Origin of the sequence: Streptomyces griseomycini (assembly GCF_014203535.1) — a bacterium.
Taxonomy (GTDB): domain Bacteria; phylum Actinomycetota; class Actinomycetes; order Streptomycetales; family Streptomycetaceae; genus Streptomyces; species Streptomyces griseomycini.
On sequence record NZ_JACHJI010000003.1, the window covers coordinates 326,624 to 346,652 of the forward strand.

The 20,029-nt window shown below is 76.3% G+C and carries 20 protein-coding genes and 1 pseudogene; 12 read left to right on the forward strand and 9 right to left on the reverse strand.

The features are described from left to right. Window positions 1-7: 7 nt before the first annotated feature. Entirely contained in the window at window positions 8-1,093 is a 1,086-nt protein-coding gene (locus FHS37_RS10370) for a hypothetical protein (protein ID WP_184819357.1), read from the forward strand. A gap of 68 nt (window positions 1,094-1,161) precedes the next feature. On the opposite strand, the gene FHS37_RS10375 is transcribed toward FHS37_RS10370, so the two are convergent. Further along, window positions 1,162-1,326: a hypothetical protein gene (locus tag FHS37_RS10375; protein ID WP_184819359.1), complete on the reverse strand. Its 165-nt coding sequence runs from the start codon at window positions 1,324-1,326 to the stop codon at window positions 1,162-1,164. 98 nt (window positions 1,327-1,424) lie between these two features. On the opposite strand from FHS37_RS10375, the gene FHS37_RS10380 reads away from it, so the two are divergent. Both FHS37_RS10380 and FHS37_RS10385 read left to right on the forward strand, forming a co-directional pair. Then, entirely contained in the window at window positions 1,425-2,768 is a 1,344-nt protein-coding gene (locus FHS37_RS10380) for a helix-turn-helix domain-containing protein (RefSeq protein WP_184819996.1), read from the forward strand. Window positions 2,769-3,253: 485 nt separating this feature from the next. After that, on the forward strand, window positions 3,254-4,024 hold the full coding sequence (locus FHS37_RS10385) for a GAF and ANTAR domain-containing protein (RefSeq protein WP_184819361.1): 771 nt from the start codon (window positions 3,254-3,256) through the stop codon (window positions 4,022-4,024). Window positions 4,025-4,041: 17 nt separating this feature from the next. Here the strand turns inward: FHS37_RS10385 and FHS37_RS10390 are convergent, their stop codons facing one another. Beyond that, window positions 4,042-4,851, reverse strand: a complete 810-nt coding sequence (locus tag FHS37_RS10390) for a hypothetical protein (protein ID WP_184819363.1) — start codon at window positions 4,849-4,851, stop codon at window positions 4,042-4,044. 293 nt (window positions 4,852-5,144) lie between these two features. On the opposite strand from FHS37_RS10390, the gene thrS reads away from it, so the two are divergent. The 3 genes from thrS to FHS37_RS10405 all read left to right on the forward strand — a co-directional run bounded on the left by thrS (window position 5,145) and on the right by FHS37_RS10405 (window position 9,368). Next, on the forward strand, window positions 5,145-6,395 hold the full coding sequence (gene thrS, locus FHS37_RS10395; protein ID WP_184819365.1) for a threonine--tRNA ligase: 1,251 nt from the start codon (window positions 5,145-5,147) through the stop codon (window positions 6,393-6,395). Between the two features lie 38 nt (window positions 6,396-6,433). Beyond that, the gene (locus FHS37_RS10400; protein ID WP_184819367.1) at window positions 6,434-7,435 is read left to right on the forward strand and encodes a nucleoside hydrolase; all 1,002 of its coding nucleotides are present in this window, start codon (window positions 6,434-6,436) and stop codon (window positions 7,433-7,435) included. Between the two features lie 229 nt (window positions 7,436-7,664). After that, on the forward strand, window positions 7,665-9,368 hold the full coding sequence (locus tag FHS37_RS10405; RefSeq protein ID WP_184819369.1) for a glycoside hydrolase family 13 protein: 1,704 nt from the start codon (window positions 7,665-7,667) through the stop codon (window positions 9,366-9,368). 68 nt (window positions 9,369-9,436) lie between these two features. On the opposite strand, the gene FHS37_RS10410 is transcribed toward FHS37_RS10405, so the two are convergent. After that, complete coding sequence (locus tag FHS37_RS10410; RefSeq protein ID WP_184819371.1) at window positions 9,437-9,823, reverse strand: hypothetical protein; 387 nt, start codon at window positions 9,821-9,823, stop codon at window positions 9,437-9,439. 252 nt (window positions 9,824-10,075) lie between these two features. On the opposite strand from FHS37_RS10410, the gene FHS37_RS10415 reads away from it, so the two are divergent. Beyond that, window positions 10,076-10,858, forward strand: coding sequence for an Ig-like domain-containing protein (locus tag FHS37_RS10415; RefSeq protein ID WP_184819373.1), 783 nt, complete (start codon window positions 10,076-10,078; stop codon window positions 10,856-10,858). Here FHS37_RS10415 and FHS37_RS10420 read toward each other — a convergent pair. After that, window positions 10,852-11,334, reverse strand: coding sequence for a hypothetical protein (locus FHS37_RS10420; protein ID WP_184819375.1), 483 nt, complete (start codon window positions 11,332-11,334; stop codon window positions 10,852-10,854). The two genes, FHS37_RS10415 and FHS37_RS10420, sit on opposite strands and share 7 nt — an antisense overlap. Before the next feature lie 40 nt (window positions 11,335-11,374). Beyond that, complete coding sequence (locus FHS37_RS10425) at window positions 11,375-11,746, reverse strand: DUF6479 family protein (protein WP_184819377.1); 372 nt, start codon at window positions 11,744-11,746, stop codon at window positions 11,375-11,377. Window positions 11,747-12,256: 510 nt separating this feature from the next. Here FHS37_RS10425 and FHS37_RS10430 point away from each other — a divergent pair. Both FHS37_RS10430 and FHS37_RS10435 read left to right on the forward strand, forming a co-directional pair. Next, window positions 12,257-12,637 carry a MerR family transcriptional regulator gene (locus tag FHS37_RS10430; RefSeq protein ID WP_184819379.1) on the forward strand — a complete coding sequence of 127 codons (381 nt, stop codon included), beginning with the start codon at window positions 12,257-12,259 and terminating at the stop codon, window positions 12,635-12,637. Window positions 12,638-12,889: 252 nt separating this feature from the next. Continuing rightward, on the forward strand, window positions 12,890-13,093 hold the full coding sequence (locus FHS37_RS10435) for a cold-shock protein (RefSeq protein WP_004985680.1): 204 nt from the start codon (window positions 12,890-12,892) through the stop codon (window positions 13,091-13,093). A 122-nt stretch (window positions 13,094-13,215) separates the two neighbouring features. On the opposite strand, the gene FHS37_RS10440 is transcribed toward FHS37_RS10435, so the two are convergent. Together FHS37_RS10440 and FHS37_RS10445 are read right to left on the reverse strand one after the other, a co-directional pair. Continuing rightward, window positions 13,216-14,103, reverse strand: a complete 888-nt coding sequence (locus tag FHS37_RS10440; protein ID WP_184819381.1) for a serine hydrolase — start codon at window positions 14,101-14,103, stop codon at window positions 13,216-13,218. Next, window positions 14,100-15,038, reverse strand: a complete 939-nt coding sequence (locus FHS37_RS10445) for a LysR family transcriptional regulator (RefSeq protein WP_308436704.1) — start codon at window positions 15,036-15,038, stop codon at window positions 14,100-14,102. Before FHS37_RS10445 ends, FHS37_RS10440 begins: the two co-directional genes overlap by 4 nt. 115 nt (window positions 15,039-15,153) lie before the next feature. On the opposite strand from FHS37_RS10445, the gene FHS37_RS10450 reads away from it, so the two are divergent. Continuing rightward, complete coding sequence (locus FHS37_RS10450; protein WP_184819385.1) at window positions 15,154-16,788, forward strand: penicillin-binding transpeptidase domain-containing protein; 1,635 nt, start codon at window positions 15,154-15,156, stop codon at window positions 16,786-16,788. A gap of 206 nt (window positions 16,789-16,994) precedes the next feature. After that, complete coding sequence (bla, locus tag FHS37_RS10455; RefSeq protein WP_375372299.1) at window positions 16,995-17,888, forward strand: class A beta-lactamase; 894 nt, start codon at window positions 16,995-16,997, stop codon at window positions 17,886-17,888. Between the two features lie 117 nt (window positions 17,889-18,005). Here the strand turns inward: bla and FHS37_RS10460 are convergent, their stop codons facing one another. Continuing rightward, window positions 18,006-18,332 (reverse strand): antibiotic biosynthesis monooxygenase family protein, encoded by a 327-nt coding sequence (locus tag FHS37_RS10460; protein WP_184819389.1) that lies wholly within the window; start codon window positions 18,330-18,332, stop codon window positions 18,006-18,008. Between the two features lie 193 nt (window positions 18,333-18,525). Between FHS37_RS10460 and FHS37_RS10465 the strand changes: the two are divergent. After that, a pseudogene (locus FHS37_RS10465) lies at window positions 18,526-18,975 on the forward strand (STAS domain-containing protein); the annotation flags it as partial. Between the two features lie 15 nt (window positions 18,976-18,990). Here the strand turns inward: FHS37_RS10465 and FHS37_RS10470 are convergent. Then, window positions 18,991-19,884, reverse strand: coding sequence for an SCO2400 family protein (locus FHS37_RS10470; protein ID WP_184819391.1), 894 nt, complete (start codon window positions 19,882-19,884; stop codon window positions 18,991-18,993). Window positions 19,885-20,029 lie beyond the last annotated feature (145 nt).

Consider the following 20,029-nt stretch of genomic DNA (forward strand, 5'->3'; position numbering starts at 1 on the left):
AGGGACCATGCCCGGAACCGTGCTGCTGCTGGCGGCCTCGCCACTGGGCCGCGGACGGCTGGTGGACGCGGCGTCCGTGCTCCCGGTCCTCGCGGCGGTGTCCCCCGCCGTGCTCGCCGGCACCGACACCGCGAACGTCGTCGAACTCGCCGACCCGCTCCAGCCGCAGGCCGTGCTGACCCGGCTGCGCGCGGCGGCCGCCGCCCCCGGACCGCTGACCGTGTACGTCACCGGCCAGCTCCAGCTCGACCGCCGCCAGCGGCTGCCGCACCTGGCGCTGGCCCGGACGACCGCGTCCACCGTGCGGTACACGGCGTTCCCCTGGCACTGGTTCCGGGAGGAGCTGCGGCTGCGGCCGACGGGCGCGACGACGCTGTTCCTCGACCTGCACGCCGACCCGGAGACCTGGCAGGCACTGCGCGCGCCCCGGCCGCCGGGCCCGGGACCGGTGTCGCTCGACTGCGGCCGCGACAACGCCGTCTACGGCCGTGTCGCACCGCCGCCGTCCCGCCGCGGTGTCGCGGAACCGGCGTACATGAAGGCGGTCGCGACGATCCTGCGCAGCGGGCGGCGCCCGCCGGACGAGGAACTGCACCAGCAGGCGCTGGCCCGGACCGTACCGGAGAGCACGGGCGCCGACCTGGTGCTGGCCCAGCGCGGTCCCGTACCGGGCGACCCGCACGCCGCCCTCACCGCCGCCGTGCGCTCCGGCCGCCACGCGGACGCCGACGCGCTCGCCGCGCGCCTCGAGCAGGCCGCCGGCCTGGCGCACGGGCCCGCCTCCGAGGAGGCGCTGCACTGGGCCGAGGTCAGGGCGGACCTGGCGATGCTGGCCGGTGACGCGGTGCGCAGCTGCCGCGCCTGGCTGACGGTGGCCACCACGCGGCTGGCCGCCGGACAGGCTGCGGACGCGCCCGCCGTCGAGGCGGCCGTGGACCGGGCGCACCACCAGTGGGGCCGGATCGGCGATCCGGCGCGGGCCCGTGAACTGGGCCCGGCACTGGCGGAGCTGCGGAGCCGGGTGCCCGGGCGGCGCGAGGGCGCCCTGGACCACGTGCAACGGCAGCTGCGGCAGTTGCAGACGCAGAACTGAGGGCCCGGCGCGTCCTTCCCGCCGGGTGACGGCGGTGCCGTGACGGCCGGTTGCCGCCGACCGGGGCCCTAGCGGACCGCCGCTTCCACCGGGACCGCGGTCCGCGGGCCGGGCTCGGGGTGGGCGGCCTTGGCCGGGCCCGCGTTGGCCGCCAGGACCAGTGCGGCGACCGCGGCGACGGCAGCGGCGAAGCCTCTGGCGTAACGCTCGGTGGTGCGTGTGCGTTCCAGCACGGCGACCTCGCAACAGCGGTGGGTTAAGCATGCTTAATTCGCGGTTTAACCTAGGGGCTGTCGGTCGCGAACGGCAAGGGGGGTCGGGGCAGTTGAGCGTGCCGGAGCGGGACGATCCGGGGACCATCGGACGCCGGGTGCAGAGGCTGCGCACGGAGCGCGGGCTGACCCAGAAACAGCTGGCCGAGCCGGTGTACACGCCCGCCTACGTCTCCACCCTGGAGTCCGGGCGGGTACGCCCCTCCGACGACGCCCTGCGCCATCTCGCGGACCGGCTCGGAGTCGGGTTCGACGAACTGGCGACCGGGCGCTCGGCCCGGCTCGTCACCGAGCTGCGGCTGCGGCTGACCGGGGCGCAGCGCACGCTCGCCGTCGGGGAGGCCGAGGCCGCGGTGCAGGAGTACGCCGGGCTGCTGGCCGAGGCGGAGGCGCACGGCCTGGTCGAGGAGCAGGCCGCCGCGCTCCTCGGGCTCGGGGAGTGCGCGCTGGAGACGGGCGAACTGGTCACCGGACGCGAGTACTTCGAGCGGGCGGAGGAGCGCCTCGCCGACGCGCCGCTGCCCGCCCGGGTGCCGGCACTGCGCGGACGGGCCGTCGCGCACTACCTCGCGGGGGAACTGCGGTACGCGGTCTACCTGCTGGAGTCCACGATCGACGAGCTGAACCGGAGCGGCCTGCACGACCCGGACGCGCTGCTGCTGCTGTACGCCGGGGTGATCGGCCCCTACATGGACATGGGCGCGCACGCGCGGGCCGCCCAGGCGGCGGAGTTCGCGCTGGCGCTCGCGCCGCAGTCCGGGGACCCCGCGCTGGTGGCGCGCATGCACCGGTCGGTGGCCCGCACCCTGCTCGCCGAGGGCCGCGTCGCCGAGGCCGACGCCTCGCTGGCGAAGGCGGCGGAGCTGTACCGGGGACTGCAGTTGCGCACCGAGCTGGCCAACTGCCACTGGATGCGCGGGTACGTGCACGCGCAGAACGGCGAACTGGAGCGCGCGGAGAAGGAGATGCGCGAGGCGCTGGAGATGCTGTCGGCCAAGCGCGCGTCCCTGTACAGCAGCCAGGTCACCGTCGAACTGGCCGACGTGCTGCACCGGCGCGGCAGCTCGCAGGAGGCGGCGGCCCTGCTGCGGGACGTGCTCGGCGGCCTCTCCCCGGAGCGGGGCGCGGTGCACGCGGCGGCGGCGCACCGGCTGCTCGGCATCATCGCCGAGGACGCCCGCGAGACCGAGCGGGCCGAGGAGCACTACGTCCGCGCGATGAGCCTGCTGGAACGGGCCGGCGCCGCCGGCGACCTGGCCGACCTGTGCCGCCTCCTCGGCGACCTCCTGCGCCGCACGGGCCGCGTCGAGGCGGCCCTGGACGCCTACCGCACCGGTCTCGGTCACCGTACGGCCCCGGGCACGACGACCCTGGGACCGGCTCCGGCGCAGCCGCCGGTGTGAAGGTGGGGGTGTGCCGGACGGGTGGTCCCGGCCGCGGGCCCGGACCGTCCGCCCGGCCTGCCCGGACCGTCGGCCCGGTCGTCCGCCGCACCGTGTCGGTCGTGCCGGGGCGGCTCCGGTGCGCCTGTCGCGGGGGCCCGGCCACGGAGGTCCCGGGGCCGGGCTCCGGCGCGGCCGCCGGCGGGGCCGGCCCGGGCCGGTCACCTGCCCGGAGCGGCGCGGGTGGCGGGCTCGTCCGAGCGCCCGTCGCGCGGGCCGTGCGCGGGCCGGGAGCGCGAAGCTCCCGCCGCACCCGCCGGGCCGGTGCGATCGGCCCCGGACTCCCCGGACCGAGGTCCTCGGGTGCTCCTCGCGCGGTCTCCGTGTCCCCGGCGCGTGCGGGCCGCGGGGCGGGGGCGGGTGGAGGCCGGGGGTGCGTTTCGGCGTGGGCGGGAAGGGTAGTCGGGGCTCCTGCCGGCCGGTGACGTACGAGGGAGGCGGTAGCCGTGCGTCCCAGGGACGACCCTGGCGGCGACCCGGGTCCGGGCCGCTCCCGGGGGCCCGGCGACCGTGGCCACGAGCGGGCGGTCGACGCGATCGCCGCCCGGGTGCGCGGTGCCGAGCCCGGCGAGGTGCCGGGCCGGCTGTGCGCGGTGGCCGTCGAGCTGCTGCCGGTGGACGGCGCGAGCGTGTCGCTGCGCAGCGACGGCATGCCCGTGCAGCTCGGCGCGAGCAGCACGCACGCCGCGTACCTCGCCCAGCTCCAGGCCACCCTGGGGGACGGTCCCTGCCGGCGGGCCCTCCAGACGCGCGCGCCCGTACTGGTCCGGGACCTCGCGGCCGGGCCCTGCGCCCACCGCTGGCCCGTCTTCGCGCAGCAGGCCCTCGACGCCGGCGTGCGGGCCGTGTACGCGCTTCCCCTGGGCAGTGACTCCGTGTGCGTCGGCACGCTCGACCTCTACCGCGGAACCCCCGGTGGACTCACCGACGACCAGCTGCGCGTGGCGCGGCTGGTGGCCGGTGTGATGACGGTGGCGCTGATGGCGCTGCCGCACGGCGAGGAGCACGAGCTCCAGGACGGCGAGCCCTGGCTGAGCGGACTGGCCGCCGACCAGGACAAGGTCTACCAGGCCGTCGGCATGATCATGGCCCAGCTGGGCGTCGGCACCGACGAGGCCCTGGCCCGCCTGCGCGGTGACGCCTTCGCCCACGGCCGCACCGCCCTCGACGTGGCCCGGGACGTGGTGGCGCACCGCAGGCGCTTCGACGTTCCCTGAGCACGCCGGGCGCGCCGTCAGACCCGCACCCGCGCCTGCCGTCCGATCTCCGACAGCCGGTCCGCCCCCAGCCCGGCCACCGCCCGCGTGACCTCGTACAGCACCGCGCCGAACCCCCCGTTGGTGAGGGTGATGGTGTTCTCGCCGACCCGGACCGCCGCGACGTCCACGGTGAGGTTCGTCGGCTCGCCGTCGGCCGTCTCGCCGGCCATCGTGACCCGCAGGGCCAGCCGCGCGTCCCCGGCCTCCGGCAGCGGGAGCTCCTCCACCTCGACGTCCTGCACGCCGGCCCGCGCGCTCGTCGCCGTGAACCGCTCGCACTTCTCCGGCAGCGTGCCGAGCCAGGCCAGGACGCGGTCCACGTCGGCGGGCCGGTGCGCGGAGACCTGGTAGCGCAGCTGGGAGTCGTTGTAGGAGTCGTCCAGCGCCACCACGGCGTGCGGTCCGGTCGGCGCGCCGAACAACTCCTCCGTGTAGAGGGCGTCGAGCAGCCGCCGGCAGTCGGCGTTCCGGGTGGTCGCCTTGAGCACGCCGTCCCGCCAGGTCGCCGCGCCCCGGGTCGGCACCCACGGCTCCCCCAGGTCCGCCTCCGTGATCAGCGCCGCCCGGACCTGCTCCTCGCTCAGCACGGGCGGCACCGGCGCGGGCGTGGGCTGCTCGACGGCCGGGGCGGCGGAGGAGGACGGTGCCTCGGAGGAGGTGTACGGCGCGGGGAGCGGCAGGGCCGTCTCCCGCCCGCCGGCGGAACAGGCCGCCGTGGTCAGCAGGGCGGTCACCGACAGCGCGGAGGCGAGGAGGGCACGGGCGGTGGCCGGGGCATGGGTCATCGGGGTGCCTCCTGGGGAAGCCGGACCGGGCGGGGCGGGACGGGACGCGTGCTCCTACGGCACCACCGGGCCGACCGCCCCACCAGCGCGGCGGGCCGTCCGGGTGAGGCGGGCGCCGGCGGCGGCCCCGCGGCAAGGAAATCGCTCGCCCGTCCACCCGCCCCCTTGCTACCGTCCGGAGCATGAAGCGCGCCGATCCGTCGCTCACGACGACGCCGGAGGACGTCCCGGCGCGCTGACAGCTGACCACTGAGAAGCCCCGGGGCGAGTGCCCCGGGGCTTCGTCGCGCGTGGTGCTCGCCTCACGACCGGAGGAGACCGCCGTGCACGACCACCGACGCCTCGGCCGCGAACTCGGCCTGTTCGACACCGACCCGCTGATGGGCGCGGGACTGCCGTACTGGCTCCCCGACGGCGCCCTCGTGCGGCACGCCCTGGAGGAGTACGTCCGCGGGGCGGAGCGCGCGGCCGGGTACCGGCACGTGTACTCGCCCGTGCTCGGCAAGCGCGAGCTGTACGAGATCTCCGGGCACTGGGACCACTACCGCGACGACATGTTCCCGCCCATGGAACTCGGCGCCGAACAGGTCCTGCTGCGCCCCAGCCTCTGTCCCCACCACGCCCTCGTCTACCGTTCCCGCTCCCGCAGTTACCGGGAACTTCCCCTGCGCATCGCGGAGTTGGGCGGCATGTACCGCTCCGAGCCGTCCGGCGTGCTGGGCGGACTGACCCGCGTACGGGCCATCCAGCTCAACGACGCGCACGTCTTCTGCACCCCGGACCAGGCCGTGGAGGAGGCCCGCGCCGCCCTCGGACTCATCTCCCGCGCCTACGCCGACCTCGGCATCCGGGCCGCCCGCCACCGCCTCTCCCTGCCGGGCGCGGGCGGCAAGTACGTCGCCGACCCGGCGCTGTGGGACCGGGCCACCGCCCTCCTGCGCGAGGCGCTGGACTCGTCCGGCCTGGAGTACGAGGCCGTCGAGGGGGAGGCCGCCTTCTACGGTCCCAAGATCGACGTGCAGGTCGCGGACCCGGCGGGCCGGGAGTCCACCCTGTCCACCGTGCAGGTCGACTTCCACCAGCCCGCGCGCTTCGGCCTGCGCTACACCGGCCCCGACGGCGCCCGGCACCGCCCGGTCATGGTGCACCGCAGCGTCATCGGCAGCGTGGAACGGGTGGTGGCGCACCTGCTGGAGGCGCACGGCGGCGCCTTCCCGGTGTGGCTGGCGCCGGTGCAGCTGGTGGTGCTGCCGGTGGGCGCGGCGCAGGAGGAGCGGGCGCACGACGTCGTGCGGCGGGCCGGGGAGCTCGGGCTGCGTGCCGAGGTGGCCGGGCCCGGGCGGGGCGGCCTCGGCGCCCGGATCCGGCGGGCCCGGCTCGTGCCGTACCAGGCGGTGCTCGGGGAGCGGGAGGCCGCGGACGGGGCGGTCACCGTGCGGCTGAGGGACGGGCGGCGGCCCGGGACCCTGCCCGCCGCGGAGCTGCTGCGGCGGATCGCCGAGCGGGCGGCGGGACGCGGCACCGCCCTCTGGGACGCCGCGTAAGGTCACAGGCACGCACCCGCGCCGAAGGAGGCCCCGCCGTGACGAACGGTCAGCCCATCCCGGTGGTCGTCGACTGCGACACCGGTGTCGACGACGCCCTGGCCCTGCTGTTCGCCGTGCGCCACCCGGGGATCGACCTGCGCGCGGTGACCTGCGTGGCCGGGAACACGGACGTGGACGGCGTCGTCCGCAACACGCTGACCGTGCTGGAGCAGGCGGGCGCGGGCGACGTCCCGGTGGCCCGGGGCGCCGGGCGTCCGCTGATCGAGGCGCCGCGCTCGGCGCGCCACGTCCACGGCCACGACGGCATGGGCGACCTCGGCCTGCCCGCCCCGCGCCGCACCCCGGCCGACGTGGACGCGGTGACCCTGCTGCGCCGCGAGATCCTCGCCTCGCCGCGTCCGGTGACCCTGGTGCCCACCGCCCCGCTGACCAACGTCGCCCTGCTGCTGCGCACCCATCCCGAGGTCACCCGCAACATCGAGCGGATCGTCTTCATGGGCGGTGCGGCGGGCGCCGGGAACGCCACGCCGGTCGCGGAGTTCAACGTCTGGCACGATCCGGAGGCGGCGGCGATCCTGCTCACCGCCGGGGTGCCGATCACCATGTACGGGCTGGACGTGTTCACCCGGGTCGTCGTCCCGGCGGCGGACGTGCGCCGGCTGCGCGCGAGCACCGAACCCGGCGCCCGGCTGGCCGGCGAACTGCTCGCCCACCGCCCGGCCACGCCCGGCAGCCGCCCCGACGACCCGCACGAGGACGCCGGCGGCCTCGGTGACGCGGGCGCGCTGTGCGCGGTCGCCGACCCGGAGGGGCTGACCACCCACCGGCTCCCCGTCGAGGTCTCCCTGGCCCCCGGCCCGACCCGGGGCCAGACGGTGGTCGACCGCCGGCCGCGCGTCGGCGAGGCGGAGATCCACGGGGGCGCGCGCGAGCAGCCGCTGGTGGACGTCGGGCTGGACGTGGACGTGGAGCGGTACGTGCGGCTCTACCTGACGACGGTCGAGGGGCCGGGTGACGGGTCCCGGGTCCCCGGGTGACGGCCTCCCGGGTGACGCGCGCGTGACGTGCGGGGACGGGCCGCGACCGCTCGTTCCTCCCGCGGGCTCACCGGCCTCCGCGCCGAGCGGCCCGGAAGGATTCCGGCGAACGCGGTCGAAGACGCCCCGCCACACGCGGAGGGGCTTGCTCCGCTCTGTCGGTGTGTTCACTTTTACGGTGTTGTGGACAGATTCCTGCTGGCACCCGCACACACCCAGAGGAGACCGCGTGACCGACCGCCCCACCACGCCCGACCCCCGGCCGCCGCACCCCGCCCCCGGCGCCACACCCGACCTCTCCTCCAAGGACCCCGACTGGTGGCGGCAGGCCGTCGTCTACCAGGTCTACCCCCGCAGCTTCGCCGACGCCGACGGCGACGGACTCGGCGACCTGCGCGGAGTCACCCGCCGCCTCACCCACCTCGCCGCTCTGGGCGTGGACGCCCTGTGGCTGAGCCCCTTCTACCCCTCCGAACTGGCCGACGGCGGCTACGACGTCGCCGACCCGCGCGACGTCGACCCGCGCCTGGGCACCCTCGACGACTTCGACGCGCTCGTCGCCGAGGCCCACCGGCTCGGCCTGAAGGTGATCGTCGACATCGTCCCCAACCACACCTCCCACCAGCACGTCTGGTTCCAGGAGGCGCTGCGCGCCGGCCCCGGCTCCCCGGCCCGCGACCGCTACGTCTTCCGCGACGGCCGCGGACCGGGCGGCGAACTGCCGCCCACCGACTGGCAGTCCGTCTTCGGCGGCAGCGCCTGGCAGCGGGTGCCCGACGGGCAGTGGTACCTGCACCTGTTCGCCGCCGAGCAGCCCGACCTCAACTGGGGCCACCCGGAGGTCCGCGCCGACGCCCGCACCACCCTGCGGTTCTGGGCCGACCGGGGCGTGGACGGCTTCCGCGTCGACGTCGCGCACGCCCTCGTCAAGGACCTGGGCGAGCCGCTGCGCGACCTCGGCGCGCCCGAGCTGAGCGACGAGGCGGCCCTCGCCGGGTTCCCGCCCGGCACGCACCCCTTCTACGACCGCGACGAGGTGCACGAGATCTACCGCGACTGGCGCAAGATCCTCGACGCCTACTCCCCGCCCCGCATGGCCGTCGCCGAGGCCTGGGTCCCCGGTGCCCGCCGCGCGCTGTACGCCCGCCCGGACGAACTGGGCCAGGCCTTCAACTTCGAGTACCTGAAGACCCCATGGGACGCCGGCGCGCTCCGCCGGGTGATCACCGACTCGCTGGCGACCGCCCGGGCCGCCGGTGCCTCGGCGACCTGGGTGCTCTCCAACCACGACGTCGTCCGCCACGCCTCCCGCCTGATGCTGCCGCCCGGCACGGACGAGAACGCCTGGCTGCTGTCCGGCGGCCGCGCCCCCGCCGTCGACCCGGACGCGGGACTGCGCCGGGCCCGCGCCGCCACCCTGCTGATGCTGGCGCTGCCCGGCTCGGCGTACGTCTACCAGGGCGAGGAACTCGGCCTGCCCGAGGTCGCCGACCTGCCCACCGAGGTGCTCCAGGACCCGATCTGGGAGCAGACGGGGCGGGTCCGCAAGGGCCGCGACGGATGCCGGGTGCCGCTGCCGTGGACGGCCACCGGGCCGTCGTACGGCTTCGGCCCGGGCGGCGCCTGGTTGCCGCAGCCGCCCGGCTTCGCCGCGTACGCCGTCGAGGCCCAGGACGGGACCGAGGGCTCGACCCTGGAGCTGTACCGCACGGCGCTGCGGCTGCGCCGCAAGCTGCTCTCGGGCGAGACGCTGACCTGGGCGGAGGAGACCCCGGACGGGGTGCTCCAGTTCGACCGCGGCGACGGCTGGCGCTGCGTGACCAACCTGTCCCCCGACCCGGTCGGCCTCCCCGCGGGCGAGGTCCTGCTGACCAGCGCGCCCCTGGAGGACGGCCGGCTGGGCCCCGACACGACGGCGTGGCTGGGCCGCTGAGCCGGGCACCACGCGGTCCCGGCCGGGCCTCCTCGGAGGCGGGCCGGGACCGGTCGGACCGGACCGGGTCAGGCCGTGTCCGCGGGCCGTGGATCCGGGGCGGGGGCGGGCGCCGGCTGCGGGTGGCCGTCGGCCCCCAGCAGCGGGGCCAGATGGCGCTCGGGACGGAGCAGCCCCTTCGCCGGGACGCGGCTGCGCGGCGCGTCCGGGGTGCCCGGCAGCGGTACGGGGCGCCGGGCGACCAGGTGGCCGACCCAGTGGCGCCCGCAGTGTTCGCAGGGCGGGGCGCCGTCCGCGGTGTACGGGGACGGGACGGCGACGTTGTCCCGGTAGAAGTACTCCCACTCCTCCCCGCGACCGTCCAGATTGCGCTGGACGTCGTAGTCCACGCTCCAGCGGTGCCAGCAGGCGCCGCAGGTGAACTCGACCCGTTCGACGGCAAGCTCGGTGATCACGTCGGAACACCTCCTGTGCCTGCTTACTCCTGCTTCCTCCCACCTTGCCCCGTCGTCCGGCCCGCCGCTACACCGTCGCGGGCCGGACGACGGGCGGACCCGTGCGCGGGGCCACCCGTACGGGGCACCACCGCGGGCGGGCTGCGCGGACACCCCGCGAGAATCACTCCCGGGCGTGTCCGTGACACCCGCGGCCCGGAGCCCGAAGTCCCCAGCCAGAAGTCCCCGGTCCGTGCAGGGAGCCCGCCGCCGATGAACAGGTCGAGGAAGACAGCGGTCGCCGTGCTGACCGCGGCCGGCGTCCTCGCGGGCGCGTGGCCGGCGGCCGGCCCGTACGCCGCGGCCGGCGACCGCGCCGCCCCGGCGCACGACGCCCGGGTCCTGTGGGGCGAGGTGACGATCCCGCCCGGGCGGAAGGGCACCGTCGGGGCCGCGGGCTTCACCGGGCCGCTGCCCGGCACCGGTTCCACGCTGACCCTGACGGCCCCCGCCGGGGCCCGGGTGACCGGGGTGCCCCTCGACGCCCCGGGCTACCGGGGCGCGGTGGCGGCCGACGGGCGGACCGCCGCGTACACCGCGGTCTCGGCGGAGCGGCCGTGGCGCGGGGGGACCTTCCCCTTCGTGCTGGCGGTGCCCCCGGACGCCGTGCCCGGGACCCGGCTGGTCGGCTGCGTCCTGCGGCTGGCCGGCGCGGACGGCGTGACCGGGGCGGCCGGCGGCTGTCAGGTGACCGTGGGGCTGGCCGAGCCGGCCCTGACCCGCCCGGAGCCCGGTGTGCCGCTCGGCACGCGGCCGGAGATCGCCGGCACGGCCCATCCGGGCGCGCGGGTCACCGTGTCGGACGGGGGCGGCGAGGTGTGCGCCGCCACCGCCGGCCCCGACGGCCGCTGGAGCTGCACACCCGGTCCGGCCCTCCCGGCCGGCCTCAACCGGCTCCAGGCCGTCGCCGCCCTGAACGGGGTGAGCGCGGCGAGCGAGCAGATCCAGATCACGGTGGCGGACGCCCCCGCCCGGCAGCGCGCCGCCCGTCAGTAGCGCACCGCCCGCTCCACCTCGGGGCGGGCGCCCTCGGGCAGGTCGTGGGTGCTGCGCGCGGTGGCCGTCGCGGACCCGCCGGGCGGTACGTCGTCCACGGTGACGACCACCACGTCGAGCAGTCCGCCGTCCGGGTCGGTGAAGTGGACCTGGACCAGGAAGGTCCGGGCCGCGTCGTCGGTGTTGCGCGCGGTGACCCCGACCGTGCTGCGCCCGTCCGGGGCGACGGACGGGGAGCCGAGGGCGACGTCCTTCCCGACGTCGAGGTTCCGCACGAGGTCCTCGAACCGGCGTCCGGCCTCCGCCGTCGCCGACTCCCACACCTCGGTGGCCCGGGAGGCCAGGGAGGAGGCGGGCGGCTCGGCGGGCTCCGGCTCCCCGTCGGTGCACCCGGCCGCCCCGACGGCCGGCAGGACCGCCGCGAGCACCGCCGCTCCCGCTCCGGCCGCCCCGTGCCCGCGTCGTCGTCCGGCCATGTCGTCGTCTCCCGGAGCGGGTCCCCCCGAGGAGGGGCGGTCAGACGTGTCCCGGACCGCCGCTGCCGAAGCCGCCGCTGGAGCCGGGCATCCAGCGTTTGCGCTGCTGGTCCTTCCCCGTCCTGGATCCGGCGTGATGGAGCTCGTAGGGCATGAGCCGCGCGCCGTCCTTCGACGTCAGCGGCACCTCGTCCGGCTCCCGCACCTCCCGCGTCTCACGGATCGCGCCGCCGTCCGGCAGTCTCGGCTGCTCCTCGGGGGCGGGGCGGGGTTCCTCGCGGTCCATGACCCGCATGCCGACACGTACGGCCCAGACCAGCGCGCCGGCCACCACCAGCCCGCCGATGAAGGCCGCGACCAGGTTCCACACGTGCTGACTTGCGGCCAGAAGTTCATACGCTGCCGTGCTCATGGTCTGATTATGGCCGAGGAAATGAGATAAAGCGCCCGGAATGTCCGATCGGAGAGGGGGTCCGCGGACCGCCCCCGTGCCTCCCCCGGGCACCCTTCGTGCGCCCCTCGTTCGGCCGTCCCGGCGGGCGGCCCGCCCCGGGGGGTGGCAGATTGCGGCCAGAGGGAAGGCCGGGACGGGCCGTCGCGTCCCCACGTGTGCAGCTCGGGGCCCGGCCCCGGCCTTCCCGCACCGCACCCCGGGGCCGTCCGCACGGGGAACGCGTCCGGCGGGACGCCGGCGCCGACGAGGACGCGGACCACCCGCCCCGGCCACCGCCCGGAAGGCCCGGGCCGTCGCCGTGGCCGGGACGGGTGGACGGACCGGGTGGACGCTGCGGGGGAGCGGCGGGGGGAAGTGGCACATCTGTCTCCGCCGCGACAGGTTTTCCGCCGGGCCGACTAGAGTTCCCCTGCGGGGAACCCGTCCCCGCGGCGGGCCGTTCCTCCCGCGGTCCGCGGGAAGGTGTGCATGCCCCCGGAAGGTCAGCCGTACGCCGACGGCCGGCAGCCGGACGAAGACCGGCCCCCCGTCGCCGACCGGCTCGACGACGACCACTTCCCGGCCTACACCATGGGCAGGGCCGCGGAACTGGTCGGAGCCACACCCGCCTTCCTCCGTGCCCTGGGCGAGGCGCGGCTGATCACCCCGATGCGGTCCCGGGGCGGTCACCGCCGCTACTCGCGCCACCAGCTGCGGCTGGCCGCCCGGGCCCGGGAACTCGTCGACCAGGGGACGCCGGTCGACGCCGCGTGCCGCATCATCAGCCTGGAGGACCGGCTGGAACGGGCCGAGCGGGCCAACGAGGAGCTGCGCCGGAGCGACGGGGGCGCCGCCCCCGGATACCGGTGAAAAATCTGTCGCCGCCGGAACAGAAATTCAATCCCCTCCGCGGAAATATCTCTCCCGAAGGCGGGACATGAATCAGGCGCCGAAGTTTTCCTGGTAATTTTCCTCTTCTCGTTCCGGCCGCTTTCCGTGCTAGGCTGGCGTCAGTTGCAGTTGTGGTTGCCAGTTTGCTACCGGTTCTCCGGGCAGGTGATCATCGCGACGATGAGGGGATTCGTGAAGTGCGATTCCTCGGCACTGTCTCAGGAGATTGATATGGCCACCGGTACCGTGAAGTGGTTCAACTCGGAAAAGGGCTTCGGCTTCATCGAGCAGGACGGCGGCGGCGCCGACGTCTTCGCCCACTACTCGAACATCGCCACCTCGGGCTTCCGCGAGCTCCAGGAGGGCCAGAAGGTGACCTTCGACGTCACCCAGGGCCAGAAGGGCCCGCAGGCGGAGAACATCGTTCCCGCCTGACCCGTACGCGGGGATTCACCCGTACGCAGGTATTCGGCAGGGGTCCGCACTTCGGTGCGGGCCCCTGTTCCGCATTTCCCCTGTCCCCTTCTCCGGGGACGGTCCCCTTTCCGGGGACGGCCTCAGCGCGTCCGCAGCTCCTCCGCCCTCAGCGCGTCCACCGCGATCCGTGCCGCCGTGCCGATGACCGCGTCGGCCGCCGGAAGAGTGGCGGCGGTGTGCGCGGTCCGGGTGAAAACGGCGACGGCGTAACGGCCTCCGTCGGGGTACTCGACGACGCCCACCTCGTTGCGCAGGGTCGGCAGGCTGCCGGTCTTGCCGGCGACGTGCACGTCGTCGAAGGGGAAACCGGAGGCCAGCCGGTGCGGCCACACCTGGAGCCCCAGGATCCGCCGGACGGCCGCACCGTGCTCCGGCGTGCAGGCCTCGTCCCGCCAGACCGCGCCCAGCAGCCGGGTCATGTCGCGCGGCGTGCTGCGGTTGGTGCGGGCCGGGTCGAGCGCCCGCAGCCGGGTGATGACGTGCGGGTCGGCGAGCGCCCGGGCGCCGCCGGGACCGGCGTCCTCCCGGACGGTGGCGAGCATCTCGCCGAAGCTGTGCACGGCGAGCGTCCGCGTGAGGCCGAGCCGGGCCGTCGTGGCGTTGACGGCGTCGAGGCCGACGCGGCGCAGCAGCAGGTCGGCGGCCGCGTTGTCGCTGACCGTCATCATCAGCAACGCCAGGTCGCGCAGCGACATCCGGACCGTGTCCAGCATGGCGGCCAGTCCGGTCGGGCCCGCGGTGCGCCCGGCCGGCGGGCACTCGACCTGCTCGGTGAGGTCCAGCCGGCCCGCCGCCGCGTGCTCGTGCAGGGTGACCAGCAGACACAGCTTGTGGACGCTGGCCGTGCACACGGGCCGGTCCGCGCCGACGTCGAGCTGCGCCCCGGAGTCGATGCCGACGGCGTGCAGCCAGCCGGTGACCCCGGCGTCGGCGAAGGCCGCGTGGATGCGGGCGAGGGCGTCGGTCACAGCCAGTACTCCGATGCCGGGCGCAGGTGCAGCGGGCGGGTCGGCGCGTCGGGGGTCGCGCCGGCGGTGGTGCGCAGCGCGTGCGTGGCCGCCTCGGCGAAGGCCTGCACGGCGGCGTCCCCGCGCCCCTTGGACCAGGCGGCGGAGTGCCGCCAGGCCAGCGGCGCGCCGGTGAGCGGCCGCCAGACGACGTCCGGGTCCCCGTCCCCCGCGGACGGCGGCTGGGCGTCGCGCGGGCACAGGGCGACGGCCCCGGCGGACAGCACCAGCCCGCGCACGAAGCTGGCGCCCTGCCCGTGGCGCACGGCGGCGGGGGTGTAGCCGCCCCGGGCGCAGGCGGTCAGCAGGTCGTCGTAGAGGGCGGGGGCGGCGGTGCGGGGGAAGAGGATCAGGTCGTAGCCGCTCAGCGCGGCCAGGGGGACCTCGTCGAGCCCGGCCGCCGCGGCCCCGCGTGGCAGCAGGACGCCGAGCTCGCGCCGCAGCACCGGGCCCAGCTCCAGGCCCGAGACGTCACACGGGTGGTTGACGACGCCGACGTCCAGTTCGTGCGCCGCGAGCCGGGCGAGCTGCTGGGCGGTGGGCAGTTCGTGCAGTTCCAGCTCCAGGCCGCGGTGGCGCCGCCCGAAGTCCGCGAGCAGGGCGGCGACGGTCTCACCGGAGAGGTCCGGGGGCAGCGCGGCCCGCAGCAGCCCGGTCTCACCGTCCCGGACGCGGCGCGCGGTGGCCAGGAAGGAATCGGAGCGGGCGAGGAGCTCACGGGCCTCCGCCAGCAGCAGGCGCCCCGCCTCGGTGATCCTCACCTGACGGCTGGTCCGTTCGAACAGCCGGACGCCCAGCTCGCGCTCCAGCCGCTGGATGCGCTGCGACAGCGGCGGCTGGGCCATCCCCAGACGGGCCGCGGCACGCCCGAAGTGTGACTCTTCTGCAACAGCCACGAAGCACTCCAGGTGCCGCACCAGGTCCACGACCAGTCATCATATCGAGGGTTTATCGAACCATGATCGATACGGGACTTGGACGGACGGCCCCGGGCACTGCTGTCCTCGGGACATGGACACCCACACCCACGTCGACCACAGCCGTCCCCGACCTCCCCGTCGCCGCCCGCGCGGAGCGGCCCGGGCCCTCACCGCGGTGGCGGTGGCGGCCGCGGCCGCGGTGGGCGGGGCGTACGCCGCCGGCCTCGGTCCCTTCGCGGGCGAGGACGGCCCCGACCCCGGGGCGGCGGCCGCGGGCCGCGCGTTCCTCGCCGACTGGGCCGCCGGGCGCCTGCCGGACGCCGCCGCCCGGACGACCAGCCCCGACCGCGCGCGGCAGGTGCTGCGGAGCTTCACCGCGGGACTCGACATCACCGGGCCGAAGCTCACGGCCGGTGAGCCGGAGGAGACCGGTGACGGCACCGTCACGGTGCCCTTCACCGCGCGCATGCCCGTCACCGGCCTCGGCACCTGGACGTACACCTCCGAGCTGCCGCTGCGGGAGCAGGACGACGGCGCCTGGAAGGTGGACTGGCGGCTGTCGCTCGTCCACCCGCGGCTCAGCGACGGCCACAAGTTCCGCCTGGAGCGCGAGGAGACCGAGCCCGTCGAGGCCACCGACCGCGACGGCGAGACCCTGTCGGCGGCCACCCACCCCTCGCTCGCCCCCGTCCTCGCCCGGCTCGCGGGCGGCCCGGACGGCGGCGGCCCGCGCGGCGCGGTGCACCTGGTCGACCGGGCCACGGGGGAGGTGGTGCGCACGGAGGCGTCCTTCGGCGGGAAGGCCGCCGCGAAGGACGACGGTCCCGTCCGCACCACCCTGGACGCCGACTGGCAGTCGGCCGCGGAGCGCGCCCTCGCGCGGGCCGGCGGCAGGAACGCCGCGCTGGTCGCCCTGCGCGTCGACGACGGGGAGGTCCTCGCCGTCGCCAACGCACCCGCGTCCGGCTTCAACCGCGCGGTCTCCGGCACCTACGCGCCCGGTTCCACCTGGAAGATCGTCACCAGCAGCGCCCTGCTGCTCAAGGGCGCGGTCGCCCCGGACGACGTCGTGGACTGCCCCAAGTACCTCACGGTCGGCAAGCGGTTCCAGAACGTGGAGACCTCCGAACACCCGGGCGCCACCTTCCGCAAGGGCTTCACCGAGTCCTGCAACACGGCCTTCATCGGCCTGCGCGACGAACTGGACGACGGTGAGCTCGGGGAGGTGGCGGAGAAGTACTTCGGCGTCGGCCAGACGTGGCACGTGGGCGTCCCCTCGTACGACGGTTCCGTGCCGGTGCCGCGCGACGCGACGGAGAAGGCCGCGTCGATGATCGGGCAGGGCCGGGTCCAGGCCAACCCGCTGGTCATGGCGTCGGTCACCGCGACGGCCGTGTCCGGCACCTTCCGCCAGCCCTCGCTCGTCGCCGGCACCGAGGACACGACCGCCACCACCCCGCTCCCGCCGCGGGTCGTGACCCAGCTGCGCGAACTGATGCGGGCGACGGTCACCGAGGGCACGGCGGGCGTCCTGGCCGACCTGCCCGGCGAGGTCGGCGCCAAGACCGGCACCGCGGAGGTTTCCGACGACCAGGAGAACAACGGCTGGATGGTCGCCCACCGGGACGGCGTGGCCGTGGCCTGCGTGGTCGAGGAGGGCGTCACCGGAGGCGGTTCGGCCGGCCCGGTGATCCACGAGCTGCTGTCCGCCGTCCCCGCGTCCTGACCGGTGCGGCATCCGTGTGCCGCCCGGCCCCCGTTCCCCCTGCCCGAACCCGAACCCGAGTCCGAATCCGCGAACGGAGTGCCCCCGTGCCCGCCGCATCCCTCACCCGTCCCGCAGGTCCGGCCGGTTCCGCCCGCTCCGCGGGTCCGGCCGCTCCCTCCCGTCCCTCCCGTCGCGCGCTGCTGCTGGCCGCAGCCCTCGCCCCCGTGGCGGGGTGCACCACCGCCGCCCCCGCGCGCGAGCGCGATCGGGGTTCGGCGGCCCCGGCCTCCCCCGCCCCGTCGGCGTCGCCGGGCCGCCGCGCCCCCGCCCCGGTGGACCCCCGGAGCCTCGCCGACCTCGAGCGCGAGTACGGCGCCCGCGTCGGGGTGTACGCCGTCGCCACGGACACCGGCGCGACGGTGGTCCACCGCGCCGACGAGCGCTTCGCGTTCTGCTCCACCTTCAAGACGCTCGCCGCCGCCGCGGTCCTGGACCGCGGCCCGCTCGGCCGCCTGGACGAACGGATCACCTACACCCGGGACGACCTCGCCGCCCACTCGCCGGTCGCGGAGAAGCACGTCGCGACCGGCATGACCGTCCGGCAGCTGTGCGACGCCGCCGTCCGGTACAGCGACAACACGGCCGCCAACCTGCTGCTGCGCGACATCGGCGGCCCGCGCGGACTCACCGCGTACCTGCGCGGGCTCGGCGACCCGGTGAGCCGCCTGGACCACTACGAGCCCGAGCTGAACGAGAACCCGCCCGGCGACCCGCGCGACACCACGACCCCCCGGGCGGTCGCCGCCGACCACCGCGCCCTGGTGCTCGGCGACGCCCTGCCCGCCGCCGAGCGCGACCTGCTGAAGGACTGGATGGTCCGCAACACCACCGGCGACCGGCGCGTCCGCGCGGGAGTGCCCCGGGACTGGACGGTGGGCGACAAGACCGGTACCGCCGGCTGGGGCCGGGCCAACGACGTCGCCGTGCTCTGGCCGCCCCGTGCCGCGCCGCTGGTGCTGGCCGTCCTGACCGACCGTCCCGACCGCGAGGCCGCCCCCAGCGACCCGCTGGTCGCCGAGGCCACCCGCCGCACGCTCACCGCCCTCACCGCCCGCTAGGGTCTTTCGTTCGGATCAGGCCGGATCAGGCACCAGGGCCCGCGAGCCCGGCATGATCCGAACGAGAGGCCCCAGGGCCGGTCGGGCACGGTCCGCCGGGCCCGGACCCCGGCGGCGTCAGTCCTGCCTGGGCCCGGTCTGCTGGACCACCTCGAAGGACCACAGCGTCGCGTCCGTGGCCGCCGGCCTGGGCCGGTCGCCCTGCGCGTCGCCACCGCCGTGCGCGGCCCGGCCGCGGCCGGCCATCCAGCGCTGGAAGTCCTCCTCGGTCCGCCATCGGGTGTAGACGAGGTAGGTGTCGGTGCCCTCGACGGGCCGCAGCAGCTCGAACCACTCGAACCCGTCCGAGCTCTCCACCGCCCCCGCCCGCGCGGCGAACCGCTGCTCCAGCGTCTCGCGCTGCTCCTCGGGCACGGTGAGTACGTTGATCTTGACGATGCTCATACCCACGATTGTTCCGCAGGACGGCGCGAGGTCACCGGGCGGGCGTGGTGGCGCCCTCCGGGCGCTCGTGGAGGGTCGCGGCGGACTCCTCCGCCCGCGCCAGTTGCGCACGGAGCTCCGCCACCCGCCGCCGTGCCGCCTCCTCGAAACCGCGCACCCGCTCCAGCAGCCGCTCCCGCTCCTCCCCGTCGGGGACTGGCACTCCGTCGCGCCGGAGACCCTCAAGCGCATGCCCGCCGGGGAGATCACCGTCGCGGTCGTGGTCGCCACCCGCAACCTCGCCGTCGGCGACGTCGTCGGCTCGGTCACCGCCATGGTCGTCTTCGCCGAGCGGGTGGCCCGCCTCGCGGAGGTCACCGCCGTGGCCGGCCCCGACGGCACGACCGTGGTCTACCGGGTCACCGGAGAGCTGTTCCTCGCCTCCTCCAACGGCCTCGTCGGCCGGTTCGACCACGCCGCCGACCCCGGCAAGGTCGTCATCGGCCTGTCCGCCGCCCGCATCTGGGACGCCTCCTCCGTCGCCGCCCTGGACGCCACCGGGACCACGTACGCCCAGCGGGGCAGGACCGTCGAGATCACGGGTCTGAACGATCCCAGCGTCCGCCTCCACGACAAGCTCAGCGGCGAACTCGTGGGCGGGCACCGACGCGTCGCGGCGTCAGCCGAGGCAGACGACCAGCAGGCAGAGCCGCGACGCGTCCGGCGAGGTCGCCGAGGGGGCGGAGGGCGTGGCGGGCGAGGGCGGCGCGTCGCCCCGGTCCGCACCGCCGGTCCCGTCGGTTCCGCCGGCCGCCGGGGGCGGAGCCTGCGGCCGGACCGCCGCACCGGAACCCCCGGAACCGGAAGCGTCCGAGCCGATGGCCGTCTCCGGGGCGGAGGCCGACGCAGTGGTCCGGGGACGCGCCGGCACCGGCGTGCGCGCGGCCGCCGCGCCGTCCGCGCGGGTGCCGGACGCCGCGGTGGACGCCGGCGCGGCACCGTCCGAACGCCGCTCCCCGGCACCGGACGAGGGCGACCGCGACTGCGCGGAACCCCCAGGGGCGGACGGACGGGCACCGGGCGGGGTCGCGGACCCGGGCGCCCCGGGGTCGCCCGGGTCCGCGGGTCCCCGCGCCCCGCCCATGCCCGTGACGTCGGGTGCCGCGGAGGCCTGGGCGCGGTCGCCGGTCCCCCGGTCCGTCGAGGCGAGGGCCAGCCCACCGCCGACGAGGGCCACGGCCGTCGCGACCAGGGCACGTCGCCGGGTCTTCTTCCACCGGGCCAGCTGCCGTCGCCGCGCGGCCCGCCCGGTGGGCGCGGACACCGCGGGCGGTACGCCGTCCGACGGCACCTCCTCCGCGGGGGCGGGCCCCACCGTCGTACCGTCACCGGGGCGGCCGGCGTCCGTACGACCGGAAGGCGCCACGGTGACCGCCGGGCCCGCCGACCCCGCCGTTCCCGGGACGGTGCGGCCGTCGACCACGCCGGGCGCGATGTCCGGGGCGTAGGCACCGCAGCCGGGGCACACCAGGGCGCCGTTCAGATGCCGGCGACACGTGGAGCAGTAGTCCATCCGCTGTCTTCCTGGGTCGACACACCGACGCCCGCCGGGACGAGGGACCGGTGGGAGGGACAGCAACGCTAACGAGCCCCGCGCGCCACTGTGTGCAGCCCGTGTGCCGCTCCTGCGCACATTCCCCGAGCACCTCGCGGGAATA